General features: G+C 64.0%; 26 protein-coding genes, 1 tRNA gene and 1 pseudogene. 13 read left to right on the top strand and 15 right to left on the bottom strand.

Features of this window, described 5'->3' with window-relative positions:
- Nucleotides 1-26: 26 nt before the first annotated feature.
- A complete protein-coding gene (gene glgX / locus J7E83_RS14265) occupies nucleotides 27-2138 on the bottom strand; it encodes a glycogen debranching protein GlgX (RefSeq protein WP_214963188.1) in 2112 nt (703 codons plus the stop codon).
- 113 nt (nucleotides 2139-2251) lie between these two features.
- Between glgX and J7E83_RS14260 the strand changes: the two genes are divergently transcribed.
- Nucleotides 2252-3061: a carbon-nitrogen hydrolase family protein gene (locus tag J7E83_RS14260; RefSeq protein WP_214963186.1), complete on the top strand. Its 810-nt coding sequence runs from the start codon at nucleotides 2252-2254 to the stop codon at nucleotides 3059-3061.
- 106 nt (nucleotides 3062-3167) lie between these two features.
- On the opposite strand, the gene rlmB is transcribed toward J7E83_RS14260, so the two are convergent.
- The 5 genes from rlmB to J7E83_RS14235 all read right to left on the bottom strand — a co-directional run bounded on the left by rlmB (nucleotide 3168) and on the right by J7E83_RS14235 (nucleotide 7605).
- Nucleotides 3168-4154, bottom strand: a complete 987-nt coding sequence (rlmB, locus tag J7E83_RS14255; protein WP_214963183.1) for a 23S rRNA (guanosine(2251)-2'-O)-methyltransferase RlmB — start codon at nucleotides 4152-4154, stop codon at nucleotides 3168-3170.
- A 67-nt stretch (nucleotides 4155-4221) separates the two neighbouring features.
- Complete coding sequence (gene cysS / locus J7E83_RS14250) at nucleotides 4222-5697, bottom strand: cysteine--tRNA ligase (RefSeq protein WP_214963182.1); 1476 nt, start codon at nucleotides 5695-5697, stop codon at nucleotides 4222-4224.
- Between the two features lie 9 nt (nucleotides 5698-5706).
- Entirely contained in the window at nucleotides 5707-6222 is a 516-nt protein-coding gene (ispF, locus tag J7E83_RS14245; protein ID WP_251043874.1) for a 2-C-methyl-D-erythritol 2,4-cyclodiphosphate synthase, read from the bottom strand.
- A gap of 2 nt (nucleotides 6223-6224) precedes the next feature.
- A complete protein-coding gene (gene ispD / locus J7E83_RS14240; protein ID WP_214963180.1) occupies nucleotides 6225-7007 on the bottom strand; it encodes a 2-C-methyl-D-erythritol 4-phosphate cytidylyltransferase in 783 nt (260 codons plus the stop codon).
- 115 nt (nucleotides 7008-7122) lie between these two features.
- On the bottom strand, nucleotides 7123-7605 hold the full coding sequence (locus J7E83_RS14235; RefSeq protein WP_026266570.1) for a CarD family transcriptional regulator: 483 nt from the start codon (nucleotides 7603-7605) through the stop codon (nucleotides 7123-7125).
- 271 nt (nucleotides 7606-7876) lie between these two features.
- Here J7E83_RS14235 and J7E83_RS14230 point away from each other — a divergent pair, with 271 nt between their 5' ends.
- The gene (locus tag J7E83_RS14230; protein WP_214963206.1) at nucleotides 7877-8452 is read left to right on the top strand and encodes a hypothetical protein; all 576 of its coding nucleotides are present in this window, start codon (nucleotides 7877-7879) and stop codon (nucleotides 8450-8452) included.
- A 121-nt stretch (nucleotides 8453-8573) separates the two neighbouring features.
- On the opposite strand, the gene J7E83_RS14225 is transcribed toward J7E83_RS14230, so the two are convergent.
- Together J7E83_RS14225 and J7E83_RS14220 are read right to left on the bottom strand one after the other, a co-directional pair.
- Complete coding sequence (locus J7E83_RS14225) at nucleotides 8574-9254, bottom strand: response regulator transcription factor (RefSeq protein WP_214963178.1); 681 nt, start codon at nucleotides 9252-9254, stop codon at nucleotides 8574-8576.
- Nucleotides 9251-10471, bottom strand: coding sequence for a cell wall metabolism sensor histidine kinase WalK (locus J7E83_RS14220; protein WP_251043887.1), 1221 nt, complete (start codon nucleotides 10469-10471; stop codon nucleotides 9251-9253). The genes J7E83_RS14225 and J7E83_RS14220 overlap by 4 nt, the downstream gene beginning before the upstream one ends.
- A gap of 202 nt (nucleotides 10472-10673) precedes the next feature.
- Here J7E83_RS14220 and phoU point away from each other — a divergent pair, with 202 nt between their 5' ends.
- Nucleotides 10674-11336, top strand: coding sequence for a phosphate signaling complex protein PhoU (gene phoU / locus J7E83_RS14215; RefSeq protein ID WP_214963176.1), 663 nt, complete (start codon nucleotides 10674-10676; stop codon nucleotides 11334-11336).
- A 143-nt stretch (nucleotides 11337-11479) separates the two neighbouring features.
- On the opposite strand, the gene J7E83_RS14210 is transcribed toward phoU, so the two are convergent.
- Nucleotides 11480-12226: a phosphoglyceromutase gene (locus J7E83_RS14210; RefSeq protein ID WP_214963170.1), complete on the bottom strand. Its 747-nt coding sequence runs from the start codon at nucleotides 12224-12226 to the stop codon at nucleotides 11480-11482.
- Between the two features lie 62 nt (nucleotides 12227-12288).
- Here J7E83_RS14210 and J7E83_RS14205 point away from each other — a divergent pair, with 62 nt between their 5' ends.
- Nucleotides 12289-13128, top strand: a complete 840-nt coding sequence (locus tag J7E83_RS14205; protein ID WP_214963168.1) for a class I SAM-dependent methyltransferase — start codon at nucleotides 12289-12291, stop codon at nucleotides 13126-13128.
- 10 nt (nucleotides 13129-13138) lie between these two features.
- Here J7E83_RS14205 and J7E83_RS14200 read toward each other — a convergent pair whose 3' ends face one another.
- Nucleotides 13139-13492, bottom strand: a complete 354-nt coding sequence (locus tag J7E83_RS14200; RefSeq protein ID WP_214963166.1) for a DUF2516 family protein — start codon at nucleotides 13490-13492, stop codon at nucleotides 13139-13141.
- 9 nt (nucleotides 13493-13501) lie between these two features.
- Nucleotides 13502-14692 carry a PLP-dependent aspartate aminotransferase family protein gene (locus J7E83_RS14195; RefSeq protein WP_214963164.1) on the bottom strand — a complete coding sequence of 397 codons (1191 nt, stop codon included), beginning with the start codon at nucleotides 14690-14692 and terminating at the stop codon, nucleotides 13502-13504.
- A 117-nt stretch (nucleotides 14693-14809) separates the two neighbouring features.
- Between J7E83_RS14195 and tmk the strand changes: the two genes are divergently transcribed.
- The 4 genes from tmk (at nucleotide 14810) to J7E83_RS14175 (ending at nucleotide 18373) form a co-directional block, all read left to right on the top strand.
- A complete protein-coding gene (tmk, locus tag J7E83_RS14190; protein ID WP_214963163.1) occupies nucleotides 14810-15466 on the top strand; it encodes a dTMP kinase in 657 nt (218 codons plus the stop codon).
- Nucleotides 15463-16605, top strand: a complete 1143-nt coding sequence (locus tag J7E83_RS14185; RefSeq protein WP_214963161.1) for a DNA polymerase III subunit delta' — start codon at nucleotides 15463-15465, stop codon at nucleotides 16603-16605. Before tmk ends, J7E83_RS14185 begins: the two co-directional genes overlap by 4 nt.
- A 22-nt stretch (nucleotides 16606-16627) precedes the next feature.
- A complete protein-coding gene (locus tag J7E83_RS14180) occupies nucleotides 16628-18193 on the top strand; it encodes an alpha/beta hydrolase (RefSeq protein WP_214963158.1) in 1566 nt (521 codons plus the stop codon).
- A 107-nt stretch (nucleotides 18194-18300) separates the two neighbouring features.
- Nucleotides 18301-18373, top strand: a tRNA-Thr gene (locus tag J7E83_RS14175).
- A gap of 218 nt (nucleotides 18374-18591) precedes the next feature.
- Here J7E83_RS14175 and J7E83_RS14170 read toward each other — a convergent pair.
- Nucleotides 18592-18915: a hypothetical protein gene (locus tag J7E83_RS14170; protein ID WP_214963156.1), complete on the bottom strand. Its 324-nt coding sequence runs from the start codon at nucleotides 18913-18915 to the stop codon at nucleotides 18592-18594.
- Between the two features lie 388 nt (nucleotides 18916-19303).
- Here J7E83_RS14170 and J7E83_RS14165 point away from each other — a divergent pair, with 388 nt between their 5' ends.
- Nucleotides 19304-20281, top strand: coding sequence for a hypothetical protein (locus J7E83_RS14165; RefSeq protein ID WP_214963154.1), 978 nt, complete (start codon nucleotides 19304-19306; stop codon nucleotides 20279-20281).
- A 136-nt stretch (nucleotides 20282-20417) separates the two neighbouring features.
- Here J7E83_RS14165 and J7E83_RS14160 read toward each other — a convergent pair whose 3' ends face one another.
- Entirely contained in the window at nucleotides 20418-21830 is a 1413-nt protein-coding gene (locus tag J7E83_RS14160; protein ID WP_214963205.1) for an MFS transporter, read from the bottom strand.
- A gap of 202 nt (nucleotides 21831-22032) precedes the next feature.
- Between J7E83_RS14160 and J7E83_RS14155 the strand changes: the two genes are divergently transcribed.
- The gene (locus tag J7E83_RS14155; protein WP_214963152.1) at nucleotides 22033-22911 is read left to right on the top strand and encodes a helix-turn-helix transcriptional regulator; all 879 of its coding nucleotides are present in this window, start codon (nucleotides 22033-22035) and stop codon (nucleotides 22909-22911) included.
- Here the strand turns inward: J7E83_RS14155 and J7E83_RS14150 are convergent.
- Both J7E83_RS14150 and J7E83_RS14145 read right to left on the bottom strand, forming a co-directional pair.
- Nucleotides 22908-23054, bottom strand: a pseudogene (locus tag J7E83_RS14150) (serine O-acetyltransferase); the annotation flags it as partial. The gene J7E83_RS14155 and the pseudogene J7E83_RS14150 overlap by 4 nt on opposite strands.
- 121 nt (nucleotides 23055-23175) lie before the next feature.
- Nucleotides 23176-23637: a MarR family winged helix-turn-helix transcriptional regulator gene (locus J7E83_RS14145; protein WP_214963150.1), complete on the bottom strand. Its 462-nt coding sequence runs from the start codon at nucleotides 23635-23637 to the stop codon at nucleotides 23176-23178.
- A 90-nt stretch (nucleotides 23638-23727) separates the two neighbouring features.
- Here J7E83_RS14145 and J7E83_RS14140 point away from each other — a divergent pair, with 90 nt between their 5' ends.
- The 3 genes from J7E83_RS14140 to J7E83_RS21610 are packed head-to-tail and all read left to right on the top strand — an operon-like array spanning nucleotide 23728 to nucleotide 24755.
- Nucleotides 23728-24207 (top strand): DUF6069 family protein, encoded by a 480-nt coding sequence (locus J7E83_RS14140; RefSeq protein WP_214963148.1) that lies wholly within the window; start codon nucleotides 23728-23730, stop codon nucleotides 24205-24207.
- 7 nt (nucleotides 24208-24214) lie between these two features.
- Nucleotides 24215-24607: an NAD(P)H-dependent oxidoreductase gene (locus J7E83_RS14135; RefSeq protein ID WP_214963146.1), complete on the top strand. Its 393-nt coding sequence runs from the start codon at nucleotides 24215-24217 to the stop codon at nucleotides 24605-24607.
- Nucleotides 24507-24755: a putative glycolipid-binding domain-containing protein gene (locus J7E83_RS21610; RefSeq protein WP_396020552.1), complete on the top strand. Its 249-nt coding sequence runs from the start codon at nucleotides 24507-24509 to the stop codon at nucleotides 24753-24755. The genes J7E83_RS14135 and J7E83_RS21610 overlap by 101 nt, the downstream gene beginning before the upstream one ends.
- Nucleotides 24756-24787 lie beyond the last annotated feature (32 nt).

Here is a 24787-nt window from a genome sequence, read left to right as displayed (position 1 = left end):
GGGTCATTACCCGCCAGTTCGCGCCGCTAGGTGCGGTAGATGTTCATCGAGTAGGCCTCGACGACATCCGTTTCCCCGGATGCCACCCGGCTGCCTTGGCGGAGCTCGTGCTGCGGCGACGTGGTCAGTCTGAGTTCGAACGTCCTGGGTGGCGCGGTTCCATCGTCGCCGAACTGCGGCATGGTGACGTTGACGTCCGCGCCGGTGCCGTTCACCACCAGCAGCCCCGTCAGGGGTCCGTCGTCTGATCCAAGCAGGTGTTGCATGACCCGGTGGCGGGGATCGTTCCACCGCTCCATGGACATGGGTTGGCCCGACGCGTCGAACCAGTGAAGATACGACTGCCCGTCGCTGGCCGGAAAGTCATAGGGCTGGCTGGCCAGGAACTCCTTGCGCAGCCGGATGTAGCGCTTGGTGCTGCGCAGCATCTCATGCGACTCGGGCGTCCGCGTCCAGTCCAGCCACGTGAGCGGGTTGTCCTGGCAGTATGCATTGTTGTTTCCCTGCTGGGTGCGTGCCAGTTCGTCGCCCGCCGTGATCATGGGCACGCCCAGGGAAATCATCAGCGTGGCCATCAGGTTCCGCCGGGACTGGGCCCTCCGCGCCAGGATGTCCTCGTCCTCGGTCCGGCCTTCAAAACCGTGGTTGTAGCTACGGTTGTCCCCGTGGCCGTCCCGGTTCTGTTCGCCGTTGGCCTCGTTGTGCTTGCGGTCATACGAAACCAGGTCATTCAGCGTAAAACCGTCATGAGCGGTGACGAGGTTGACTGAGGCCAGCCGGGAGCGGCCGGATCCTTCGAACAACCCGGCCGAGCCGGAGAGCGCGTCCGCCAGTTTCGCCACCGGCCCGCCCTGGCCGCCAGCATCGATAGCCGCGCTGTCGGAGACCCAGAATGACCTGACGGCGTCCCGGAAATGATCGTTCCAGTCCACCCACCCAACGGGGAACCGCCCCGTCTGCCAGCCGCCGTAGCCCACGTCCCACGGTTCGGCAATGAGCTTCACGTCGGACAGGACAGGATCCGCGGCAATGGCCACGAGGAACGGATGCCGCGGATCGAACTCGTTTGCCGCGTTCCGGCAAAGCGTCACGGCGAGGTCAAAGCGGAACCCGTCGATGTGGAATTCGTCTACCCAGTACCGTAGCGAATCCAGGACCAGCTGAACCACGCGGGGTTCCCCGAAATTCAGGCTGTTGCCGCAACCTGTCGTGTCCATATATCTGCCGTTGCCATCCGTGCGGTAATACGTGTCCTCGCCAAGTCCGCGGAAGCTCAGCGCCGGACCATCAGGGCCGCCCTCCGCGGTGTGGTTGTAGACAACATCCAGGATGACCTCCAACCCGGCCTCGTGGAGCTGCTTGATCATCCCCTTGAACTCATCCTGGATAGCCTGCGGGCCTGCTTCCTGAGCAGCGCGGGTGGCATAGCCAGGATGGGGAGCAAAAAAAGCTGCGGTGTTGTAACCCCAGTAGTTGGTCAGGCCGAGATTCTGCAGGTGCGGTTCGTCCAGATGGAAATGGACGGGGAGCAGCTGGACGGACGTGATGCCCAGGCTCCTGAGGTGCTCTACGACCGCCGGGTGAGCCATGCCGGCATAGGTGCCCTGCAATTCCTCAGGCACGTCCGGATGCAGCATGCTCTGGCCGCGCACGTGGGCCTCATAGATAATGGTGTTCCGCCAGGGCAGCCGCAGCCGCTGGTCCGCCCCCCAGTCAAATTCGCTGGCCAATCGGACGCTCGTCAGGAATCCCTCCCGCTGGTCCACGGCACGGCCATAAGGGTCGAGCAGCAGTGGCTGGCCGCCCTCGTCGTCGAGGTCCAGCGTGGGCACGGACAGCGGCAGCGATTCCGCCTTGGAAGTGGCCCGGAAACCGTATCGCGACCCATAGGGAAAATCGTCGACGAGCCCGTGATGCACGCCGCGGGTCACATTGGGAAGCGCCTGGCAGTGCCATTCGCCGCCGGGAGCCTTGTACGCGATCTCCAGACTCGTCACCCCGGGGGCGTAGACGGCGACGTTGGCCGGCGACTGAGAAGGGTTTTCGCTGCCGGAGCGCGGGCGCGGAACGCTGACACCTAGTGGAAGCGCCGTGGAGGCATCCATGGTGGAAGCTGTGTCAAAGAGCGGCATAACCATCACCTAAATCTTAGCCGCCCGAGCCAAACCGCTGGTTCCCTTGACTGTGACGTCGCATCGCCGCCCGCCACCACGTTGCATACTGGAGGTACACGTCAGATGGAGGAGTAGTTATGCGGGTTGCGCTTGCCCAGATCATCACCGGCCGGGACGTTGTCGCAAACCTGTCCCTGCTGGATGAGTACGCGCACAAGGCGAAGGCGGGCGGCGCGGATTTGGTGGTGTTTCCGGAGGCCACCATGCGGGCGTTCGGAAACTCTCTGACGGACATCGCCGAACCATTGGACGGACCGTGGGCCCAGCGTGTGCGGGGCGTTGCTGAATCCCTGGACCTGACAATCGTGGCCGGCATGTTCACTCCGGGCACGCTTTCCGACGACGGCAGGCGGAAGGTGCGCAACACCCTCCTCGCGACCGGACCCGGCGTGGAAACCAACTACGACAAGGTCCACCTCTTCGACGCGTTCGGCTTCCTCGAATCGGACACCGTTGATCCGGGGACAGAGCCGGTAACGTTCGACGCCGGCGGCCTCACCTTCGGCCTTGCAACCTGTTACGACATCCGCTTCCCGGCCCTGTTCACCGCTAACGCGCAGCTCGGCGCGATGGTCAACATCGTCTGCGCTTCCTGGGGATCGGGACCGGGCAAAGTGGAGCACTGGCAACTGCTTTCCCGCGCCCGCGCCCTGGATTCCACCACTTACGTCCTGGCCTGCGGGCAGGGTGACCCCGCCATCCAGGGCAACCAGGCTTCAGGTGGGGCCCCCACCGGGGTGGGCCACTCTGCCGTCGTCTCCCCCTTCGGAGAAGTGCTGGACGAGCTCGACGGCTTCCCCGGGCTGCTGTTCGCGGACCTGGACAGGGCCCTGGTCATGGAAGCCCGCCAAAAGCTTCCAGTCCTGGCCAACCGCCGCGACTTCTAGACCCGCCTCAACGCTCTCTCACTTTTCACCGCTTAAACAGCGACGCTCTCTCACCGGGTGAGAGAGCGTCGCTGTTTAAGCAGCAGGAAATGCGAGAGCGTTGGGCCTATTTGGCGCGTTGCCTGGAGACTTCGTAGAGGGAGATGCCCACTGCCATCGAGGCGTTCAGCGATTCCATGGCGGAGTCGATCGGGATTGAGACGATCTGGTCGCAGTTTTCGCGGACCAGGCGGCTCAGGCCCTTACCCTCCGACCCGACCACGATGCACACCGGTTCGGTGGCGAGGGCCAGGTCCGGCAGCGAAACGTCGCCGTCGCCGTCGAGCCCCAGCACAAAGATGCCCATGTTCTTGAACTGCTTCAGGGCACTGTTGAGGTTGGCGGCGCGCGCCACCGGGACACGCACAGCCGCACCCGCGCTGGTCTTCCAGGCTGACGCCGTGACGCCGACGGAGCGGCGTTCGGGCACGATGACACCGTGGCCGCTGAACGCGGAGACGGAGCGGATGATGGCGCCGAGGTTGCGGGGGTCGGTGATGCCGTCCAGGGCAACGAAGAGCGGGGCGTTGGCGACGTGGCCCTTCTTCCAGCGGGCGACGGTTTCCTCGGCCAGGTCGTAGGCGTCCTGGTACTCGTAGGGCGGGATCTGCAGGACGAGTCCCTGGTGTACTGCGTCATCAGTCATCCGGTCCAGCTCGGGCTTCCCGGTCTCGAGCAGCGGAATGCCGCGCTCGGCCGCGATCTTGAGTGACTCCTTGACGCGGTCATCCATTTCGATCCGGATGGCGATGTGCAGGGCCTTCGCGGGGATGCCGGCACGCAGCGCCTCGACCACGGAGTTCCGGCCAGTGACAACTTCCTCCGTGGCGCGGCCCTTGGGTCCGGAGCGGGCTGCACCGGCGCTGCGGGCGCCCGTTCCCCGCTTGGCAGCGGACCGTTCGGCCAGCTGCTTGCTCTTGTGGGCCTTGTGGTAAGGGCGGTCCTCCGCCTTGGGCGTGGGGCCTTTGCCTTCCAGGGCCTTGCGGCCGTGACCACCGGTTCCGATGGTTGGCCCCTTCTTCGCTTTGACCGACCGGCGACCGTTGTTGGCCATTGTGTTCCACCCTTGATTGTTTGACTGAGTCTGCTTACCAGTCTACTGAATCAAGTTAAATCGGGATTCAGTCCCGCTGCAGGCTCCAGGTGGGGCCGTCCGGTCCGTCCTCGACGACGACGCCGGCAGCCTTGAGTGTGTCCCTGATGGCATCGGAGGCAGCCCAGTCCTTTCGGGCCCGGGCTTCGGCGCGGGCCCGCAGCTGGGCTTCCACCAGAACTTCGAGTGCCGCCTGTTCCTTTCCGCCCTCCGCTGCCGGCTGGTTGGCAGCATTAAGCCCCAGGGCATGGGTCATGAGAATGACCGCGTGCCTTGCATCCCGTGCTGCGTCGTCGTCACCAGCGGCAAGCGCGCTGTTTCCGGTGCGGACGGTGTCGTGGAGGGCAGCGAGGGCCCGCGGAACATTCAGGTCGTCGTTCATGGCGGCCGTGAACGCGTCCATAGTCTCCCTGGATGCGCCAAAGCTCCCTGCCACGAAACCGAAGCCGGCGCCGAACCGTTCCCTGGCCTTGTTCAGGAATCCGTCGATCCGTTCAACGGCTGCAGCCGCCTCCTGCAGCGAAGTCGGCCTGTAGTCCAGCACGGAACGGTAGTGGGCCTGGCCCAGGTAGTAGCGGACCACGCGCGGCGGAGCGAGCTCCAGCATTTCGGCAGGGCTGACGGTGTTGCCAATGGACTTGGACATCTTTTCGCCCTGGTAGGTCACCATGCCGTTGTGCATCCAGAAGTTGGCGAAGCCGTGGCCCGCCGCCTGGGACTGCGCCATTTCGTTCTCGTGGTGCGGGAAGCGCAGGTCAAGGCCGCCGCCATGGATATCAAACTCAGTGCCAAGGTACTTGGTCACCATGGCGGAGCACTCCAGGTGCCATCCTGGCCTTCCAGCTCCCCAAGGGGAAGCCCAACTGGCGCTGAGCGGCTCCCCTTCCTTGTAACCCTTCCACAAAGCGAAGTCGCGGGGGTCTTTTTTCCTGTTGCTGAATTGCGGTTCGACGTCCAGAGCACCTTGCATGTCGTCGATGTTCTGCCGGGTGAGGGAGCCGTATTTGTTCCAGGAGCGCACGTCGAAGTACACGTCGCCGGAGTCGTCCAGGGCCGGGTAGGCATGACCTCTGTCGATCAGCCGCTGGATGAGGGCATGCATCTCGGGGATGTGGCCAGTGGCGCGGGGCTCGTAGGTGGGCCTGGAAACACCGAGGGTGTCGTAGGCCTTAAGAAATTCCTGCTCATAGCGATAGGCAAGAGCCCACCACTCTTCTTCACGGACCGCTCCTGGCTCTGACCTGAAATCCGCGGCGAATGACTCGGCTGACTTGGCCAGGATCTTGTCGTCAATGTCCGTAATGTTGCGGACGACGGTAACGCGGTACCCACTGAACCGAAGCCAGCGGGTGAGCTGGTCAAAGGCAATAGCGGAGCGGATGTGGCCGACGTGCGGCATGCCCTGCACGGTGGCGCCACAGTAGTACACGCTCGCCTTGCCCGCTACGAGGGGGACGAAGTCACGGACTTCGGCGGATGCTGTGTCGTAAAAGCGCAGGGTCACCGCTCCAGATTAGCCGATACCAGCGGGTTGACTGGGATAGACCAAAGCAGTGGCTACTGCCGAAATTCCCTCGCTCCGGCCAGCGAACCCCAATCCGTCGCTGGTGGTGGCCGTGACGCTGACGGGCGCACCGGCTGCCTTGCTCAGGACATCCTGTGACTCTTGCCTGCGCGGGCTGAACTTTGGCCTGTTGGCCACGAACTGCACGGCGACATTACCGATCTCGAAACCGGCAGCCCGAACAATCCTTGCGGCCTCGGCCAGGAGCGTGACGCCGGAGGCGCCGGCGAACTCCGGGCGGTCAGTGCCGAAGTGGGTGCCAAGGTCCCCGATTCCCGCGGCGGAGAACAGGGCGTCAGCCGCGGCATGGGCTACGGGATCCCCGTCGGAGTGCCCGGCCAGGCCACGCTCACCGTCCCAGTGCAGCCCACCTAGCCAAAGCGGCCGCGGCTCCTCATCAGGAGCGAAGGCGTGGATGTCGATTCCGATGCCGGTCCTCGGGAGGATCATATTGCCGGTACCCATTCCTAGCCTTCCACCCAACGCACTCCGAGTGGGCCTTCCAACAGCCCCTCGGCAATGATCAGATCCAGCGGAGTAGTGATTTTCAACGATTGCGTGGAACCTCGGACTGCATAGACCGGAATGCCAAGCATCTCCACGAGCATGGCATCGTCAGTGACAGCGGCGAACTCTTTTTCGTCCAAATCCTGTGCTGCCTGATGAGCCCGCAGAAGTGTTGGGAGGTGGAAACCCTGCGGAGTCTGCACCGAGCGCAGACTTTCACGGTGTGCGGTGCCTGTCACCAGTTCAGGGGCGAGGTTGCTGCCCTCCCCTGTGGTTGCGGCAACGGTCTTGACCGTGTCCACCACGGGCACGGCCGGGATCACGGCGAGGGCACCGGCCGCCAGGGAATCGACCACGCGCTCGAAGACGTACTCAGGCGTCAGGGCGCGGGCCGCATCATGCACCAGTACAGCTTCTGTTCCCTCTTCCAAGGCGGCCAGTGCCGACCGGACCGAATCAGCCCTGGTGGCTCCGCCGTCGACAACTGTCAGAATCGGCCCGGCATCGGCCAGTTCGAGCCTGAAATCGTCCACCAGTTGCCGGAGCCCATCATGACCCGAGGGAAGTGCGATACAGATCTGGCTTCCGACACCTGCGGCAACAATCCCGCGGAGGGAGTGAAGAAGGATGGGTTCGCCGCCGAGCGGCACGGCCGCCTTGGGCATGCCGTACCCCAGCCGCTCGCCGGAACCTGCGGCCACCAAAACGACGGCGGTGACGGGGCTGGGCAGTCCATTGTGCATGCGGTCCAGCCTACGTCCCGGCCGCCGCGGCACTCCACATGACCGACCTTGCATTTCCTGAAATTGGGCAAAAAGAAGCCCCGGCGGCGCTTGCGCGCCTCCGGGGGCTCAATTCTTAGGAAGCCAGGACCTCGTCGAGAACGCTTGCAGCCTTCTCTTCGTCGGTCTTTTCAGCCAGCGCCAGTTCTGAAATCAGAATCTGCCGGGCCTTGGCCAGCATTCGCTTCTCACCTGCGGAAAGGCCCCGATCGTGATCACGGCGCCAAAGGTCGCGGACGACCTCTGCTACCTTGATGACGTCACCGGAAGCAAGCTTCTCCAGATTTGCCTTGTACCTGCGTGACCAGTTGGTGGGCTCTTCAGTGAACTCAGCCCGCAGCACGTCAAAAACATGCTCCAAGCCTTCCTTGCCCACTACGTCACGGACCCCAACAAGGTCAACGTTCTCTGCTGGAACTTCAATGGTCAGATCACCCTGAGCCACCTTGAGCTTGAGATACATTTTCTCTTCGCCCTTGACAGTGCGCATCTTGATTTCTTCAATTTTTGCAGCACCGTGGTGAGGGTAAACTACTGTCTCGCCGACCTCAAATACCATGTGGACATTCCCCTTTCCCGCAGACCAGTTTATCACGATTCAGGCATACGACTGGCCCGGAAAGGGGCCTGGAACCGCATGAATACGCGGAAAACGGGGAGAATCAACCCCCTTGGACCCCTTGACGGATGCAGATAATAGTGCATCGGATGGGTCCTGCCAAGGGCTTTGTGACCGCCCGGAATCCTCGTTCAGACAGGTTTGCGGCTAGGCTATGGGCTGAATAATGTTTCAAGACTCTCGAGGAGTACGTGACGTGCGTTTCATTGCGATGAACCGGGCCCAGCGCGGCAAACTGGCGCTGACGGCAGCAGCCTTGGGCCTCGGCCTGCTGACCATGACGGGCTGCGGCTACATCACCCCCCAGCAGACCACCCAGCAGTACAGCGCATCGGACGGCATCCGCGCGGACCTTGGCCCCCTCGAGCTCCGGAACATGATGATCATCTCCGCAGGGGAAGACAAGCCCGGCCGCCTCCTGGGCGCCGTGTACAACTCGTCCTCGAAGGACGTCAAGCTCACGGTCAAGGGCGCCGAGGGTTCACAAACCGAGGTATCGGTGAAAGCCAACTCCCACACCCTGCTCAACGACTCCACTGACGAAGCAATCCTCAGCACGAGCGGCGGCGCTCCCGGGTCCCTCGTGGACGTCAAGGTCGCCGAAGACGGCACCAACGTGGACAAGACCATCAAGGTTCCCGTCCTGGACGCCACGCTGAAGGAGTACAAGGAGTACCTCCCCGAGAGTGCCTCGCCCACGGGTACCCCGTCATCGTCGACGTCCTCGTCTGCCGGCGGTACCGCGTCGCCGACTCCGTCCTCTTCTACCGCGGCCGCAAAGCACTAGGCGTTCCCGCAACCCAGGCTTCCAACCGCAAAGGAGGGGCTCCCATACGACCAGTATGGGAGCCCCTCCTTTACTGCCTGCTACCTTGGTGCCTGCGACGAAGCGCCCAAGGCCGGACCGCCTACGGCTCGAACTTGTAGCCCAGGCCGCGTACCGTCACCAGGAACCGGGGCGCTGACGGATCAGGCTCGATTTTGCTACGCAGCCGTTTGACGTGCACGTCCAGGGTCTTGGTGTCGCCCACATAATCCGAGCCCCAGACACGGTCGATCAACTGGCCACGCGTCAGCACCCGCCCGGAATTGCGCAGCAGCATCTCCAGCAGCTCGAATTCCTTCAGCGGCAGCAAGACCTGCTCCCCGGCCACGCTGACGACATGCCGCTCGATGTCCATCCGGACAGGCCCGGCCTGGACTGTGGAAGAGACGAGTTCCTCAGGCTCACCCTGCCGGCGGAGCACAGCCCGCACCCGCGCCACGAGCTCGCGTGACGAATACGGTTTGGTGACATAGTCGTCGGCGCCCAGCTCCAGGCCCACCACCTTGTCGATCTCGGCGTCCTTGGCCGTCAGCATGATCACCGGGACGCTGGACCGCTGCCTCAGCTGGCGGCAGACCTCTGTCCCTGATAGGCCCGGGAGCTGCAAATCGAGCAGGACCAGGTCGGCCCCCGTGCGGTCGAATTCGGTAATGGCGTCCAGGCCGTTGTCCACGACCTCCACCTCGAACCCCTCCTTGCCCAGCAAATAGGACAACGGGTCGCTGAACGACTCTTCGTCCTCAACAATCAAAATCCTGCTCAAGCGCTAGCTCCTTGTTCGTTGACGCCGGGTTCGTTGAAGCCTAGTTCGTTGCCGGGCTCGTTGCCTGGTTCACTCAGGCCTGAAGCCGCTGGTTCTTCTTGGGTTTCCATTTCAGGGAGCCGGAGCGTGAAGGTGGAGCCCTGGCCGGGCTGGGACCACAGGGTCACCTCGCCGCCATGGTTGGAGGCAACGTGCTTGACGATGCTTAGGCCCAGTCCGGTCCCGCCGGTATGGCGCGACCGTGCCGCGTCCACCCGGTAGAAACGCTCAAACACCCGCTCCTGGTCTTCGGTTGTGAGTCCTTCGCCTTGGTCAGTGACAGACACGGCAATGAGGCCTTCCTTGGCGCGGACGCCAACGCCTACGCGCGTATTCTCCGGGGAGTAGCGGATGGCGTTGTCGATCAGGTTTCGCAGCGCGGTGACCAGCAGGTCCCGGTCACCGAACACCATCGCTTCCACCCGTTCACCCACCACTATGCGGATGTTCTTGCTTTCGGCAGGAAGCTGCGAGCGGTCCACTGCTTCGGTAATCACGGTGTTGATGTCCACCGGCGTGCCACGGCGGGACACGCTTGCGCCCTGGAGCCGCGAGAGCTCGATGATGTCCTGGACCAAGGCCGCCAACCGGCCAGACTCCTTGTGCATGCGCTTGGCGAACCTGCGCACGGCGTCTTCGTCGTCGGCGGAGGACTCCAGTGCCTCGGCCAGCAGGGAAATGGCACCCACCGGGGTTTTGAGCTCGTGGGACACGTTGGCCACGAAGTCGTTACGGATTTCCTCAGTCCGGGTGATCTCGGTCCGGTCGTCTGCCAGCAGCAGGATGTATTCCTCCCCAAGCATGGCTGCGCGGACCTGCACAATGATGGTTCCATGGCCCAGCGGACCGCGCGGAAGCTCCAGTTGGTTTTCCAGGATCACCCCGTCGCGGCGAACCCCGGCGGTCATGTCCAGCAATTGCTTGTGTACGACGGTATGGCCGCGAACCAGGCCGTAGGCATAGGCTGCGGGACTGGCCCGGACCACGCCATCCACCGCGTCCACCACTACAAAGGCCCGCCCGACGACGGCAAGCACCTCGGCCGCGCCCGCAGGCAAGGCGAGTTCATCGCCGTCGATATCCACCAGCTGCCGCTGCTTTTCGCTGACCCTGAACGCAAGCACGCCAAAGGTGCCGAACGACAGGCCGATGAGGCCCGCGATGACACCGATGAGCATAGGATCCACAACTCCAGCTTATGCTCTGGGAAATGTCCGTCTGGCGCTAACGGCCGGTTGCACCGACGGTTCAGCTAACGTTCATCTACAGATGCCTAACCGTTCACCGGACACTGGCAGAGTTACCCGCTGGAGTGCCGAATCGGCGATATGAATTCCTGCTGCAGATTCACGGCCGGGGTTTCAAAGAAAGGACGCCTACGTGCGTAAGGTTTTTCAGGAAGAACTGACCCAGGTGGGCGACCAGTTGGTCGAGATCTCGCAGTTGGTCAGCGCGGCGATCGGGAAGGCGACAACGGCCTTCCAGGTGGCTGACGTGGATCTCGCCCAGGATGTCATCGCCGCAGACGCCCGCATCGATTTCCTCCAGAACAGCTTGGATGAGCGCGCCATCGACATCCTTGCCCTGCAGGGGCCGGTGGCCAGCGATCTGCGCATGATTGTGGGCTCGCTTCGCATGAGCGCCTCCCTCGAACGCATGGGCGACCTTGCACGGCACATCGCCCAGCTGGCGAGGCTGCGTTTCCCGTCCACTGTCATCCCCGCCTCCATGACGGAGACTTTCAAGAGGCTGGCCGAACTGGACCAGCTGATTGCGGACAAGCTGACGGTACTGCTAGAGACGCGCGACCTTGAGGTGGCCCGCGACATCCTGAAGGCGAACAGCGCCGTCAACGACCTTCACGTAAGTGTGTTCAAGGCAATCGCACAGAGCGACTGGCACGAATCCCCCGCCACCACGGTGGATGTGGCACTCGCGAGCCGCTACTTTGAGCGTTTCGCCGACCATGGCGTTTCCGTGGCACAAAAGGTTACGTACCTGGTCACCGGTGCGTGGCAGCCTAACGGGATCGAACACGCCTGACCCCGTCCGGGTTTTTGTCCCAGATGTGCGACTTAAACGGCGCCTAAATGCCATCATCTGGACAAAATCTCCTGTACGACGGCGGCCGGTCACCTTGGGGGTGACCGGCCGCTCGTCATTTCAGCAGGACTTGGGCTGTGGCCTTACTTCTTGCCCTGGTTGGCTACGGCCAGGATCGCGTCAGCGGCGGCGTCCGGGTCGAGGTATGTGCCGCCGCGGGTGATCGGCTGGAAGTCGTCGTCGAGGTCGTAAACCAGCGGGATGCCGGTGGGAATGTTCAGGCTGGCGATGGCGTCGTCGCTGATGCCGTCCAAGTGCTTGACCAGCGCGCGCAGAGAGTTGCCGTGGGCCGTCACTAGGACTGTCTTGCCGGCCTTGAGGTCTTCCTTGATGTCCGACTCCCAGTACGGCAGGAGGCGGACCAGGACATCCTTGAGGCACTCGGTGCGGGGCACGACGTCGCCGATATCCGCATAGCGGGGATCGCCGACCTGCGAGAACTCGGAGTCATCAGCGAGGGGCGGCGGCGGGGTGTCGTAGGAGCGGCGCCATTCCATGAACTGATCCTCGCCGTACTCGGCCAGGGTCTGTGCCTTGTCCTTGCCCTGCAGCGCACCGTAGTGGCGTTCGTTGAGGCGCCAGTCACGCTTGACCGGGATCCAGCCACGGTCAGCCTTGTCAAGGGAGATGTTGGCGGTGTTGATTGCCCGCTTGAGCAGGGAGGTGTAGAGGATGTCCGGGAGCACATCGTGCTCAACCAGAAGCTCACCGCCGCGGACGGCCTCCGTGCGGCCCTGATCGTTAAGGTCAACGTCCACCCAGCCGGTGAACAGGTTCTTGGCGTTCCATTCGCTGTGGCCGTGGCGCAGCAGAATCAGCTTGTAAGTCATGATTTTCATCCTAGCCGAGGCACACAGCGGCCCGCCCAGCGTTACAAGGATAGGGTTGGGCGGTGGTGCAAAAAGCTGAGCGGGTCGCGGCCCCGCAGACCTCCGGCAAGAACAGGCCCGGCAGGCCGGTCGGAAATATCACCCGCGGCACCACCAACCCCAACCGCATGCGGCGCGTGGACCGCTGGATCACCGGGCCCCAGGCGTGGCGGCTTCGCGCCGCGCAGGACCCTCTGGTCGTTGACCTGGGCTATGGCGCAACGCCGGCCACCGCCGTCGAACTCTTTGAGCGCCTGGCCACTGTCCGTCCGGACGTCCGCGTCTGCGGTATCGAGATCGAACCGGGGCGCGTGCAGGTAGCCAAGGCCTTGGAACGGCCGGGGTTGACCTTCCTGGTTGGCGGCTTTGAACTCCCGGTGCCCGGCAGGCCTGTACTGGTCCGGGCGTTCAACGTGCTGCGGCAGTATGAGGAGGCGGACGTCGAGGGGATCTGGCGCCTCGTCCAGGGCCGGCTCTCCCCCGGCGGCCTGTTCATCGACGGCACGTGTGATGAGATCGGGCGCCGGGTGACGTGGGTTGCGCTCGATGCGCAGCGGCCACTGTCCCTGAGCATGTCGGTGCGGTTCGGCAGTTTCAACCTGCCGTCCGAGATCGCCGAGAGGCTGCCCAAGGCGCTCATCCACCGTAATGTCCCGGGCGAGCGGATCCACGACTTGATGCAGGCGATGGACCGGGCGTGGCTGGAATCGGCGCCGCTGGCGTCGTTCGGGAACCGCCAGCGCTGGCATGCCATGTGCAAGGCACTGCTCGACGCCGGGTGGCCGGTTCAGGACGGGCCGTCGCGGTGGCGGCTGGGGGAACTGACAGTGGGCTGGCAGGCCGTGGCGCCGTCGGGCGGCTAGGAGCCGCCGGTCACCAGGGGCCGTAGGGCCCGGTGTTGCGGCTGCCTCCACGCCCGGCGTCCTTGACGGCGGGCCGCACATCGGCGAGGTACACGGATGCGGCCACGACGGCGGCCAGACCGAACAGGCCCAGCGTGCCGAACAGCCCGCCGCCGCTGCCGAAGAGCGAGATGACACCCACAAGTGTGGCGCCGGCAGTGAGCGCCAGCCAGAAAGTCTTGGTCCGTTTGCCGGTGGCCTCAAAAGCCCCCGCCCTGTGGCGGACGCAGTCAAGCAGAGCCCACAGCTCCAGTCCGAGTGCCACCAGGGCAAGGATAAAGAACACTGCCTGCTCTACATACCGAATCATCAGTTGACCGTCCACCATCCAAGACTAGCCGCCCAGCGAGTCCAGCGCCTGCTTCAAATCGGCCCAGAGGTCGTCAACGTTCTCAATCCCGACACTCAAACGCACCAGGTTCTCCGGCACGCTGAGCGGCTCGGCGCTGTGACGGCGGCGCCGTTCGATCAGCGACTCCACCCCGCCCAGGGACGTCGCCGGCAGCCAGAGCTGCAACGCGCCGATGAGCTTGTCGGCGGCGTCAGCGCCGCTGAGGCCGTCCGCGGCGGCGATCTGGATGCAGATAATGGACCCGAAGCCTGACATCTGGGTCCTGGCACGTTCATGGCCGGGGTCCGTGGAAAGCCCCGGAAACCGGATGCTTTCAACCAGGGGGTGGCCGCTCAGACGTTCGGCCAGCACCGCTGCTGATGACTGCGAGCGTTCCACGCGCAGCGCAAGGGTCCTCAGCCCGCGCAGTGCCAGCCAGGCTTCGAAGGGGCCGGCGATGCCGCCGTGGATGATGCGGTGGTGCAGGAGCGCCGCCCGGATGTCCGGATTCGAGGTCACCAGGGCGCCGAGGACTACGTCGGAGTGCCCGGCCAAGTACTTGGTCACCGAGTGAAGCACGACGTCGGAACCCAGTCCCAGGGGCTGCTGCACCAACGGGGTGGAGAACGTGTTGTCCGTGACAACGATGGCCCCGGCCCGGTGGGCGGCAGCTGTGAGCTCCCGGATGTCGGCGATGCCCAGCATGGGGTTGGTGGGGCTTTCGAGCCACAACATGCTCGCCGTCCGGGCACCGTGCCCCTGGGGTGCCAACTGTTCCTTCACTGCATCGGTATCCGCTATGTCCACGGTGCGGAGCTCCAGGAATCCCTTCTGGGCAAGCTCGGTGGCCATGACCAGAGACCCCGAGTAGCTGTGCGAGGGCATCACCAGGATGCCTCCGGCCGGGACCAGGGACAAGGCCGAGCTCACTGCTGCCAGCCCGGACGCGTAGACCAGGCCCGGCAGTCCGGAACCTTCAAGCTGGCCCAGCGCCTCTTCGAAGGGGTCCCAGGTGGGGTTGGAATACCGGCCGTAGCCACGGTCCCCATCAGAGAGGGGTCCGGTGCCGAAGTACGTGGAGGACAGCACGATCGGTGGGTTAACTGGTTCGTCCCGCACGCGTGGCGGGCGGCCGGCGGCAACCACCACTGTCTCGGCCGACAGGGATGCCGCGTGCTCTTCTGAAAGGCTCATGCAGAAAGCGTACTTTGGAGCCTGGGGGCGCCTGAGGCGCTACGCGGGTGGCTGGCCCATTACTTAGAGGGGTACCGCCAATGGGTGATTGTCAGAGGTGGTCGGTAGGCTGGTCAGGTGACTAACCAGAGCCCCGGACTTTTCATCGCCTTTGAAGGCGGCGACGGCGCGGGCAAGTCCACCCAGACGGCGCGTCTGGCCGAGGCGCTGGAGTCCCGCGGCCTGACGGTCTTGCGTACGCGCGAGCCGGGCGGAACACCGATCGGCGAAAAGCTGCGTTCCCTGGTCCTTGACCACGGCCATGGACATATCGATGCCCACACCGAGGCCCTTATCTTCGCAGCCTCGCGCGCCGCGCACGCAAGCCAGGTGATCCGCCCTGCGCTGGCGCAGGGCCAGATTGTCCTTACCGACCGCTATATCGACTCCTCTGTGGCCTACCAGGGGGCAGGACGGGATCTTGGCACCGATGCCGTACGGTCGCTCAACGAGTGGGCCACCTCCGGGCTGCAGCCTGACCTCACCGTACTTCTGGACGTGGATCCGGTGGATGGCCGCGTCCGCCGGACCGCCGGGGATGCCGCCGAGGACCGCCTGGAATCGGAGGCGGACGACTTCCACACCCGCATCAGGGAGGCCTTCCTTGAACTCGCGGCCAGCCGGCCGGCGGCGTACCTCGTGCTTCCCGCGCACCTGCCGGTGACTGAACTCGCGGCGCGGATCCTGACGCGCGTTGACGGACTGCTCGCGTCCTCAGGCCGTGGTGCCGCATGACTGTCTGGGATGACCTCCAAGGCCAGCCCGCCGTCGTCGAACAGCTCCGGATGGCCTCCCTTGGCGAGGGGCTGACGCACGCCTGGCTGTTCACTGGACCGCCCGGGTCCGGCCGCTCCAATGCGGCCAAGGCGTTTGCTGCCGCCCTTAACTGCGATCAGGACGACGTCAGCCTGCGCGGCTGCGGTGAGTGCGCTGCCTGCCACACCATCCTCGGCGAGACGCATTCGGACGTCACGTTCGTCCGGACCGAGAAGGTCACCATCACCATCGACGAGGCCAGGGAACTGGTGTCCACGGCCGGCAACAGGCCGTCGTCCGGGCGGTGGCGGATCATCGTTGTGGAGGACGCCGACAGGATGGCCGAACGCACCACGAACGTGCTGCTCAAGGCGATCGAGGAACCCACTCCGCGCACCATCTGGATGCTGTGCGCGCCGTCTCCGGCAGACGTCCTGGTGACAATCCGTTCACGCTGCCGTGCCGTGGCGCTGCGGCTGCCGCCGGCCGCCGACGTCGCCGCTTTGCTCGTTAAACGAGACGGCGTGGAACCTGCCCTCGCCGAGCGTGCAGCGAGGGCGGCCCAAAGCCATGTGGGTATCGCACGGCGGCTGGCGCGGGACTCTGAGGCAAGGGACCGCCGGCTGGAAACCGTGAAGTTCCCGCTGGGACTCCGCGGGGTGACGGCGGCAGTGATGATGGCGGACAAGCTGGTGAAGATCGCCACCGCCGAGGCCAACAGCTCCAATGAAGAGCGCGACGCCGCAGAGAAGGCAGCACTCCTGGCCACGCTGGGCGCTCCCGAGTCCGGAACGCTTCCACCGGCCATGCGCAGCCAGGTCAGGCAGCTCGAGGACGACCAGAAGCGACGGGCCAAACGTTCAATCACCGATTCACTCGACCGGACCTTGACGGATCTCCTCTCCTTCTACCGGGATGTGCTGATTATCCAACTCGGGAATGCTGTGGAGCTGGTGAACGTTGAGCTAAGGGGTGAACTGGAGGATTTCGCCGGGCGGTCCACGCCGGAAACCACCCTCGCCCGGATGGACGCCATCAACAAAGCCCGCGAACGCATCACCACCACCAACGTTGCTCCGCTATTGACCATAGAGTCCATGGCAGCCAGCCTGATCTAGCCCCTTCCAAGGAGACCTCACGATGACTGCCCACCCCGTGCCCGCACACCCCCGATCCCTGGTGATCGGACTGCGGGCTGCGGGCGCCCTGGTCCTGGCTGTGGTGCTCGCCTCGTGCAGCCTCTTTGACGGCGGCAACCAGGACAAGAGCCCCTCCACAGTTAAAGCGGACCCCTCGATCGTTGCTTCCGCGCCCCCCGGGCTCGATTCCTTCTATTCGCAGGAGGTTGTGTGGCAGCCCTGCGAAAATGGCTTTCAGTGCGCCAAAGTCACTGTCCCTATGGACTATGACAAGCCCGACGGCGACACCATCCAGATTGCCGCACTGAAGGCTCCGAGCACAGGCAAGAAGACCGGAACCCTGCTGGTGAATCCGGGCGGGCCAGGAGGTTCAGGCTATGACTTCGTCAAGGACGCGGCGGCAACCCGCTTCTCCCAGTCCGTGCGGTCCAACTTCGACGTCGTGGGCTTCGACCCACGAGGGGTCAAGCGGTCTTCCCCCGTCACCTGCATGACGGACGCCGAGCGGGACGCCGCCCGTGCCAAGATCTATGCCCTGGACACCGACGCCGGCCTGGCGGCGGCCTTGGCGGACAACAAGGCGATCGGTACCGCGTGCGCCGCACAGACGGGGCCTTCACTGGGACACATCGATACCGTGAGCTCGGCCAAGGACCTGGACATTCTGCGTGCGGTGGTCAACGATGCCAAGCTCAATTACCTCGGATATTCCTACGGCACGTTCCTCGGGTCCACCTATGCCTCCCTGTTCCCGGACAACGTGGGCAGGATGGTGCTCGACGGCGCCCTGGATCCGTCCATCAGCAACGAGGACCTGACCAGTGGCCAGGCCCGTGCCTTCGAAAGAGCCATCCGGTCCTACGTCGCCGATTGCCTGCAGAAGGGCGGCTGCCCGCTCAGCGGGAATGTTGACACTGGCGTCCAGCAGATCCGCGACCTTATCAACGCGGTCCAGGAAACCCCGCGCACCGCCAAGGACGGACGGGTAGTGAACGGGACCATGTTTGTCAGCGGACTCATCACGCCGTTGTACAACAACGAGAGCTGGCCGGCCCTGACCCAGGCGCTCGAGGCCGCGATGACCGGCGATGTAAGCCTGATGCTCCGCCTGGCGGACCTCGGCGCAGACCGTTCCTCCAACGGAACATACACGTCCAACTCAACGTTCGCCTTCAATGCCATCAACTGCCTGGACTACCCCATGGTCTCGGACATCGCCGGCATGCGCGCCGAGGAGCAGCGGCTGCTCGAGGACTCCCCCACGCTCGGATACTTCTTCGCCTACGGCGGCACCAACTGCGCCGACTGGCCATACAAGAACGTGCGGACTCCGGCGCCGGTGAAGTACGCCGGCAAGTCCCCGATCGTGGTCATCGGGACCACCGGAGACCCCGCCACCCCCCTGGAATGGGCCGCGTCGCTGCGGAAGCAGCTGGAGAATGCCTCGCTGCTGACGTGGCGGGGCGAGGGCCACACCGCCTACGGCAGGTCCAACAGCTGCATCGAAGATGCCGTGGACAGCTACTTCGTGGACGGCAAAGTACCTGGCGACAACACTGTCTGCTGAGCGTCTGCGTGCAAAGCATTCGAGGCCATTTTGACCCGGGTGCAGGGACTCTATTACAGTTGACTCTTGCATGATCCGGCGGGTTCTTCCGTCCGAATCCATGCGGTGCTTCCTTAGCTCAGTCGGTAGAGCGTTTCACTCGTAATGAAAAGGTCATCAGTTCGATTCTGATAGGAAGCTCGGGATAAACCCCGTATTGTCGCTCGAAACGGCGAGAGTGCGGGGTTTTTTGCTGGTTAAGGTTAGGCCTACCTCTGAGGCCTAGGCACAGTTATGGCACACGCTCCTACACGGTGAAAACAGTGTGGCCACGGCCCGAGCAAGCTACTGCAGCCTCCGCTGAGGACAGCGCGGTGCTGAACTCATCATGGATACCACCCGAAGGACCCCAAGGACGATCAGTGCCCGGACATGGCGAGGCATCCACCGTCCAAGATAAAACCACCGGTCCCGACCTGGAGTTGGCCCTCGTTGCCCACGAACCCGTTGAGGCAACCGCCGCCGGCGGAAACCCCGAATCTTACACCTCGGCCGCTCTCATCGGTCTGCACGTCGCTCCTGCTGAGGCCCACCGATGCAAGTGCGTTTTTGACACCTTCCTGCGTGGCCGGCAGCGGTATCTTGCCGAGCGCTTCCTGCGCGGGCGCGATGTAGGAATCGAGTTTGGCCTGAGAGCCGGCGTCGACAGGCCTCTCCTTACGGTAGACCTCGTTCTCGGCCATTGCAGCGTCAGGATCGTACACGGCACAGCCCCGCGCCTGGTCGGGAATCTCCTCTACCCGGGGACACGCTGCCGTCAAAGTCGGGGATGGGGCACCGGACCGGATCGTGTCATTAGTACCAGGTACTGCGCAGCCGGCCAGCCCTAACCCACTGGCGATTAGGACGGAGAAAAGTGCGCGAGCCATGCTGGTGTTTCTTTTGTTCGTCCCCATATGGCAACTCTAGAGGCACTCATTGATACGGCTTGACGCAAACCCCCGGCAAACGTCCAAGGGTGGCGTGCGCCTGTCCCTTTTCCACCTGGCTCGGTTCGATACACGCACCACGTCTACTGCATCGCCTCTGGGACTTACGTCACGGTCCTGGCTCGGCCCTATGATGGCGAGCATGGATGACACGGCACTGCTGGACATCGCAAACGGACTGTACGCCTTGCCTTTCGATGAGTTCGTGGCGGCCAGGACCGCCGCTGCGAAAGCTGCCACAGAGTCGGGGTCAGGGCTTCCGGCGGCGGTGCGGGCGCTACCCAAACCCTCCGTAGCGGCCTGGACAATCAACATGCTGGCCATTCATCAACCGGATATCTTGGACCAACTCGCCGAGCTTGGCGTACGGATGCGGGAAGCCCAGTCGTCACTGGATGCGGCGGGCCTCCGGGAGCTGGGACGGGAGCGCCGCACCCTGCTCGCTGCGGCCGTCGACGCCGCCCGTTCGGTGTCCGAGCAGCAGGGGCGCACCATCAGCGGTGCCATCGCGTCCGACGTCGAGAACACCCTGAGGGCCCTCACTGCAGATGAGGGCGCCGCAGCGGCAGTCCAGAGCGGACGGCTGCTGCAGGCACTGTCTGCTGATGGAGTGGAAACGGTGGACCTCGACGGTGCCGTAGCTGTGCCTGGGGCGGTGTCAGTCACCCGTACTGCCCGGCCGGCTGCCCGTACGGCCCCCGCCGCCGGATCGGAAAAGAAGGTACGCACGACGCCGGGGGGCCCGGTCCGGCGTCCGGCGGACAAGCCCCGGCTGCAGGCCGTCCGGCAAACACCGCGGCCGGCGTCCCCATCGGCTCTTGAGAAAGCGGAAGCCGCACTGGACGAGGCCAACGCCGCAGGGGAGGAGTCCTCCCGGGTGGCACAGGAGCGGCGCGGGCAGCTGGAGGAGGTGCAGGCGGAAGTCTCGCAGCTGACCGCCGAGGCGCTGGAGCTCCGCACCCGGCTGAAGGCCGCTGAGGAGCAGTTGGAAAGCGCCCGGAGACGGCTGGAAACGCTGTCTGCCGAGGCTAAGCAGTCAGCCAGGGCCGCAGACAAAACGCAGCGCTCAGCAGTCTTGGCCCGGGAACGGGTCCTCCGGCTCGCCAACACCGTGAGATGAGGACCTAGTTGAAAGAACTTCCAACTCAAGTATTCGGAATCGCGGCTGGCCCTTCCGCAGCCATAAGCCTGTGTTGGTGCGGGGACCGGCGGATGCAAAGTTGTGTATACCTACCGGCCGTGCAATATCCGCGTCATCACTTCACAGCGTTTACGGTTTCCGGGGCCGGTGTGGGGGCCGGCTTCTTCAGGAACAGTGCCACCAACAATGCGGTCGCGAGGCAGAGTGCGGCGTTAACCCAAATGGCCAGGGTGACGCCGGTAAGCACCGCCGGGGCATCGTTCGAGCCAAGGGACACCAGCTGAGCGGTGAAGATGGCGCTCATGATCGGGATGCCCATTGTGATGCCGATCTGCTGGCTCATGGTTGCCAGGCCGGTGGCGAGCCCTGCCTCGTCCCCGGGCAGACCGGAGGTGGCGGTGACCATAAACCCGACGATGACTACCAGGTTCGCGACGCCCCCAACGAACGTCGCGACGAGCAGCAGGACGATGGCGGCAGGGTCGTTACTGAGCATGACCAGCGAGGCGGTGGCGATGGCCTGAACGATGAAGCCGAACACGATGGCGCGATTGTTGCCGACCCTGCCGATCACCTTCGGCCCCAGAACACCGCCTAGAACCGTGCCCAGGCCCAGGACGGCGAACGCGAGTCCGGCCCCGAGCGGGGTGTATCCCAGGACCTGCTGCAGGTACAGGGTGAGCAGGAACACCAGCGAGGTTTCGGTGACGAAGGCCAGAATGCCGGCGATGTTGCCCCAAGCCACGGATGAGCGCTTGAGGATGGCCAGCGGGACGAGCGGGGAAGCGGACCGCCGTTCAACGGCGACGAAGGCAGCGAGGAAGATGATTGCGGCCGCGAAGGATCCCAGGGTGGTCGAATCGGTCCATGAGGACTCGGCGGCGTGGGTGAGTCCGAAGACGAGGGTGAGAAGGCCCAGCGTGACGGTGACGGCGCCGGGGACATCCAGGCGGGTCTTCTCGGTGGGCCGGCTTTCGGCCAGCACGACCGGTGCGAGGAGCAGCACAGCCGCTGCGACGGGAACGTTAATCAGGAACGCCCAGCGCCAGTTCAGCAGGTCGGTGAGCAGCCCGCCAAGGATGGCTCCGGTGGTGAATCCTGCGGCCATGAGGGCGCCGTTCAGGCCCAGGGCCTTCTCCCGCAGCTTCCCTTCCGGGAAGGAGCTCAGCAGCAGCGACAGGGCCGCAGGCACCACGATGGCTGTCGCGACACCTTGGGCGACTCGGGCGACAATCAGGACGAGTGGGTCAGCGGCAATCCCGCCAAGAAGGGAGCCGGCGCCGAGAAGGACCATGCCGATCATGAACATGCGCCGGCGGCCCACAAGGTCAGCGACCCGACCGAAGAGCAAGGTGAGTCCGGCCGCGCACAGGGAGAAGGCAGTCGCGATCCACTGAAGGTTTTCGAGGCCGAAGCCGACGTCGGCGCCAATGGTCGGCAGGGCAACGTTAAGGATTGAGAAGTCAACGGCCAGGGTGAAGCTGGCGGTCAGCAGGACGATAAGGATCAGTCGCTGCTTTGCAGTCATACTGGGTCCTGAAGGTGCCAGGACCTGGCTTTGGGGACTGTCCACGTCGTGGGATGTTGTCACGGGAATTCCTTGCCTTTGCGGGTGGTTTCGGATGGTGCCTGTTTCAGCTTGGGCGTATTCGGAATCGACAACCACACCACCTCGTGGGTAGCACTGGCAGTGACAGGACAATGAAGATGTGCGCAGGCACAATGGGGGAATGAGCAATTTGAGTGAACTTGGGGAGTTCCTTCGCGTCAGAAGGGCGGCATTGCAGCCTGAAGACGTGGGGCTCAAAAACTATGGAATCCGCAGGGTCCCTGGCCTCCGTCGTGAAGAGTTGGCGATGCTGGCAGGGGTCAGCAACACCTACTACACGCGGCTGGAGCAGGGGCTGAGCAATAACGCCTCCGAGGCCGTGACCGGCGCGATTGCCCGGGCGCTGAACCTGAACAAGGACGAGAGGCTGCACCTTTTCAACCTGGCCAGGACGGTCAAGACCAAGCGCCGCAGCCCGTCACGGCCGGATCGGGTCCGCCCCGGAACGCTGCGCCTGATCAACTCGATGACCGCGACCCCAGCCGTTGTGCTGGGCCGGCGGAGCGAGGTGCTGTCGTGGAACACCCTCGGCCACAAGCTGGTCGCCGGGCACCTGAACTTCGACAGTCCAAACGTTCCGGCCGAGCGGCCCAATATGACCAAGCTCCTGTTCCTGGACGAGCACACCCGTGCTCTCTACGTGAACTGGCAGGAAGAAGCGACCCGGGCGGTGTCCTCGCTGCGGCTGCTCGCAGGACGCAGCTCCGACGACGGTGAGCTGACCGCCTTGGTCGGCGAGCTGACGCTCATCAGCCCCGAGTTCGCAAACCTGTGGGCCAAGCATCCGGTCGAGAACTGCATGTCGGGCCTGAAGATGATGCACCACCCGGAGGTCGGCTGCCTGGAGCTGAACTTTGAGGTCCTCAGCCAGCCCGATGAGTCCGATCACCGGATCCTGATGTACACCGCAGACGAGGGCACCCCGGCGGCCGCCGGCCTGCAGTTGCTGGCCACGTCCTCAAAAACGGAAGCCATCGACGCGCTGGAGCCGGTCGGCTAAATCAGCAGTGCCGGGTCAAGGAAGTCCACCCTGGCCGGGATCCCGACAGCTACGGAGTCAGCGGGCACGTCCCGGACGACGACGGCGTTTGCTCCCACCGCCGAATCGTCACCTACTACCGGTCCGAGGATTTTGGCGCCGGCCGAGCATGACCCTTATTCCCGATCGCGAACTAGCTTTCGATCTTCGAGTCAGGTCAACTTGTTCCGAAACTCATACGACTCGCCTACTTGGAGGACTTCCAACAAGGAGTCGGCGCGTGGGTCAGGTTGGCCTGCGGGCGTCCAGATCGCGTGCCGCGGTTTCAAGACTCGCGGCCAGGTCATCCAGGGTCTCGATCATATCTTCCACCTTGGTACGGGACAGCCCGGCCACTGTCGACTCCGCCAGATGGATCCAGGCAGCGGACAGCCCTTCGAGCAGCGACTCGCCCTTGACTGTCAGCTCTACTACCGTTGCGCGCCGGTCCTTGGTGGATGGGCGCCGGCTCACCAGCCCCAGTGCCTCAAGCTTCTGCACGGCGGAAGTGATGGTAGGGGGTTCACAGCCTGCTGCGGTGGCGAGCTGCGCTTGGGTTCTGGGCCCTTGGTTTGCGAGTTCCATGATTAGGGACTCCTGGCCTATCGCAAGGCCGAGGCGGTTGAGCTCGGTAGCGGCCAGCGAGCGGTGGCGCATGCCAATTGTCCGGAGGGCCCGATTGAGTGCATAGGCCTGGTTGTAGTCCATCAAACCCCTTGTCAGCGATTAGTTAGGCGTCTAACATTAATTATGTAGTTGCCTAACTAAATATATCAAGAATTGACTCTGGAGGAAGACATGAGCATCACCTCGGAACATGCCGGGAAGCACAGCGTCAGCTGGCACCCGATCTCTTCAATTGGCTGGATACTGCTGTCGACCCTGGCCCCACTTTTCATCTGGGTCATCGCCGTGCTCATGCTGACCATCCCGCTGGTTGTTGAATTTCCCGGCGCGCCACCACAGACTGTGACGGCGGCTTCGGTCGCGGCGGTCTCCGTAGGCGCCGGGCTGATCGCCTGGGTCCTGCTGTGGGTCCTCAGGAGATTCCTTGCGGCCGGTCTGACCTGGTGGAGAACCATCGGCGCCGCGGTGCTCGTTCTCTCACTATCCGGGCCCGCTGCTGGCGGGACCACAGGAATCGTGAAAGTAACCCTGTGCCTGATGCATATAGCCTTGGCAGGAGTCCTGATCGCCGGCCTGCCCCGGGCGGTCCGCTTTGCGACCGTTCAAGGCGCGGCTCAGCAGGCCAAGCCCGTCCAAAGCGGCGCCCGGTGAAAGGAGCATGAAAGGTCATGCCAGCCATGAACATCGCCGTCATCCCGGGCAGCACACGTCCGGTCCGCATGGGCAGGGCAGTGGCCGACTGGTATACGAACACGGGAGCCAACGTGCTGACGCGGAGTTTGAATTCATCGACTTGATCGACCAGGGCCTGCCCCTGCTGGACGAACCGAAACCGCCCATGATGGGCCAGTACAGCAAGGACCACAGGAAGGCCTGGGCTGAGACCATTGCCCGCTTCGACAGCTACATATTCGTCACAGCGGAATATGGCCGATGCCGTGAGGTAACCCTTGATCACGATTGGGTCTTCCGCGAATTTACAGCCTGTTCGCACGACGACCGGCGACTCGAGGTCCATCGCAGCTCTGACGGGACGTGGAGGGTCAATTGACGAGCTCCGCCCTGATCTGATGAGCGCAACTGACATCGACTTGGGGTTCAGCCCCTTCACCAACACCCTGCCGATTCGACGACTCAACCTGTCCGTCCCCGGCCGGCGTTATGGATCCCGGCACGGTCCGTTGTCCAAGGATCAATAAGTTTGTCCATCTACAACAAACACGTGCACTTG

Origin of the sequence: Arthrobacter sp. ISL-48 (genome assembly GCF_018613805.1) — a bacterium.
Classification (GTDB): domain Bacteria; phylum Actinomycetota; class Actinomycetes; order Actinomycetales; family Micrococcaceae; genus Arthrobacter.
This window is presented reverse-complemented; position numbering and strand designations above follow the sequence as displayed.

Bases quoted from the DNA above. Each gene is read 5' to 3' on its own strand.
- glgX (WP_214963188.1), bottom strand. From the start codon at position 2,138: ATGGTTATGCCGCTCTTTGACACAGCTTCCACCATGGATGCCTCCACG.
- J7E83_RS14210 (WP_214963170.1), bottom strand. From the start codon at position 12,226: ATGACTTACAAGCTGATTCTGCTGCGCCACGGCCACAGCGAATGGAAC.
- J7E83_RS14140 (WP_214963148.1), top strand. From the start codon at position 23,728: ATGAGCATCACCTCGGAACATGCCGGGAAGCACAGCGTCAGCTGGCAC.
- J7E83_RS14180 (WP_214963158.1), top strand. From the start codon at position 16,628: ATGACTGCCCACCCCGTGCCCGCACACCCCCGATCCCTGGTGATCGGA.
- J7E83_RS14135 (WP_214963146.1), top strand. From the start codon at position 24,215: ATGAAAGGTCATGCCAGCCATGAACATCGCCGTCATCCCGGGCAGCAC.
- J7E83_RS14145 (WP_214963150.1), bottom strand. From the start codon at position 23,637: ATGGACTACAACCAGGCCTATGCACTCAATCGGGCCCTCCGGACAATT.
- J7E83_RS14260 (WP_214963186.1), top strand. From the start codon at position 2,252: ATGCGGGTTGCGCTTGCCCAGATCATCACCGGCCGGGACGTTGTCGCA.
- J7E83_RS14230 (WP_214963206.1), top strand. From the start codon at position 7,877: ATGAACCGGGCCCAGCGCGGCAAACTGGCGCTGACGGCAGCAGCCTTG.
- J7E83_RS14165 (WP_214963154.1), top strand. From the start codon at position 19,304: ATGGATGACACGGCACTGCTGGACATCGCAAACGGACTGTACGCCTTG.
- ispF (WP_251043874.1), bottom strand. From the start codon at position 6,222: ATGGGTACCGGCAATATGATCCTCCCGAGGACCGGCATCGGAATCGAC.
- J7E83_RS14160 (WP_214963205.1), bottom strand. From the start codon at position 21,830: ATGACTGCAAAGCAGCGACTGATCCTTATCGTCCTGCTGACCGCCAGC.
- ispD (WP_214963180.1), bottom strand. From the start codon at position 7,007: ATGCACAATGGACTGCCCAGCCCCGTCACCGCCGTCGTTTTGGTGGCC.
- J7E83_RS14235 (WP_026266570.1), bottom strand. From the start codon at position 7,605: ATGGTATTTGAGGTCGGCGAGACAGTAGTTTACCCTCACCACGGTGCT.
- J7E83_RS14170 (WP_214963156.1), bottom strand. From the start codon at position 18,915: ATGGCCGAGAACGAGGTCTACCGTAAGGAGAGGCCTGTCGACGCCGGC.
- J7E83_RS14185 (WP_214963161.1), top strand. From the start codon at position 15,463: ATGACTGTCTGGGATGACCTCCAAGGCCAGCCCGCCGTCGTCGAACAG.
- J7E83_RS14220 (WP_251043887.1), bottom strand. From the start codon at position 10,471: ATGCTCATCGGTGTCATCGCGGGCCTCATCGGCCTGTCGTTCGGCACC.
- J7E83_RS14195 (WP_214963164.1), bottom strand. From the start codon at position 14,692: ATGAGCCTTTCAGAAGAGCACGCGGCATCCCTGTCGGCCGAGACAGTG.
- J7E83_RS14155 (WP_214963152.1), top strand. From the start codon at position 22,033: ATGAGCAATTTGAGTGAACTTGGGGAGTTCCTTCGCGTCAGAAGGGCG.
- rlmB (WP_214963183.1), bottom strand. From the start codon at position 4,154: ATGGCCAACAACGGTCGCCGGTCGGTCAAAGCGAAGAAGGGGCCAACC.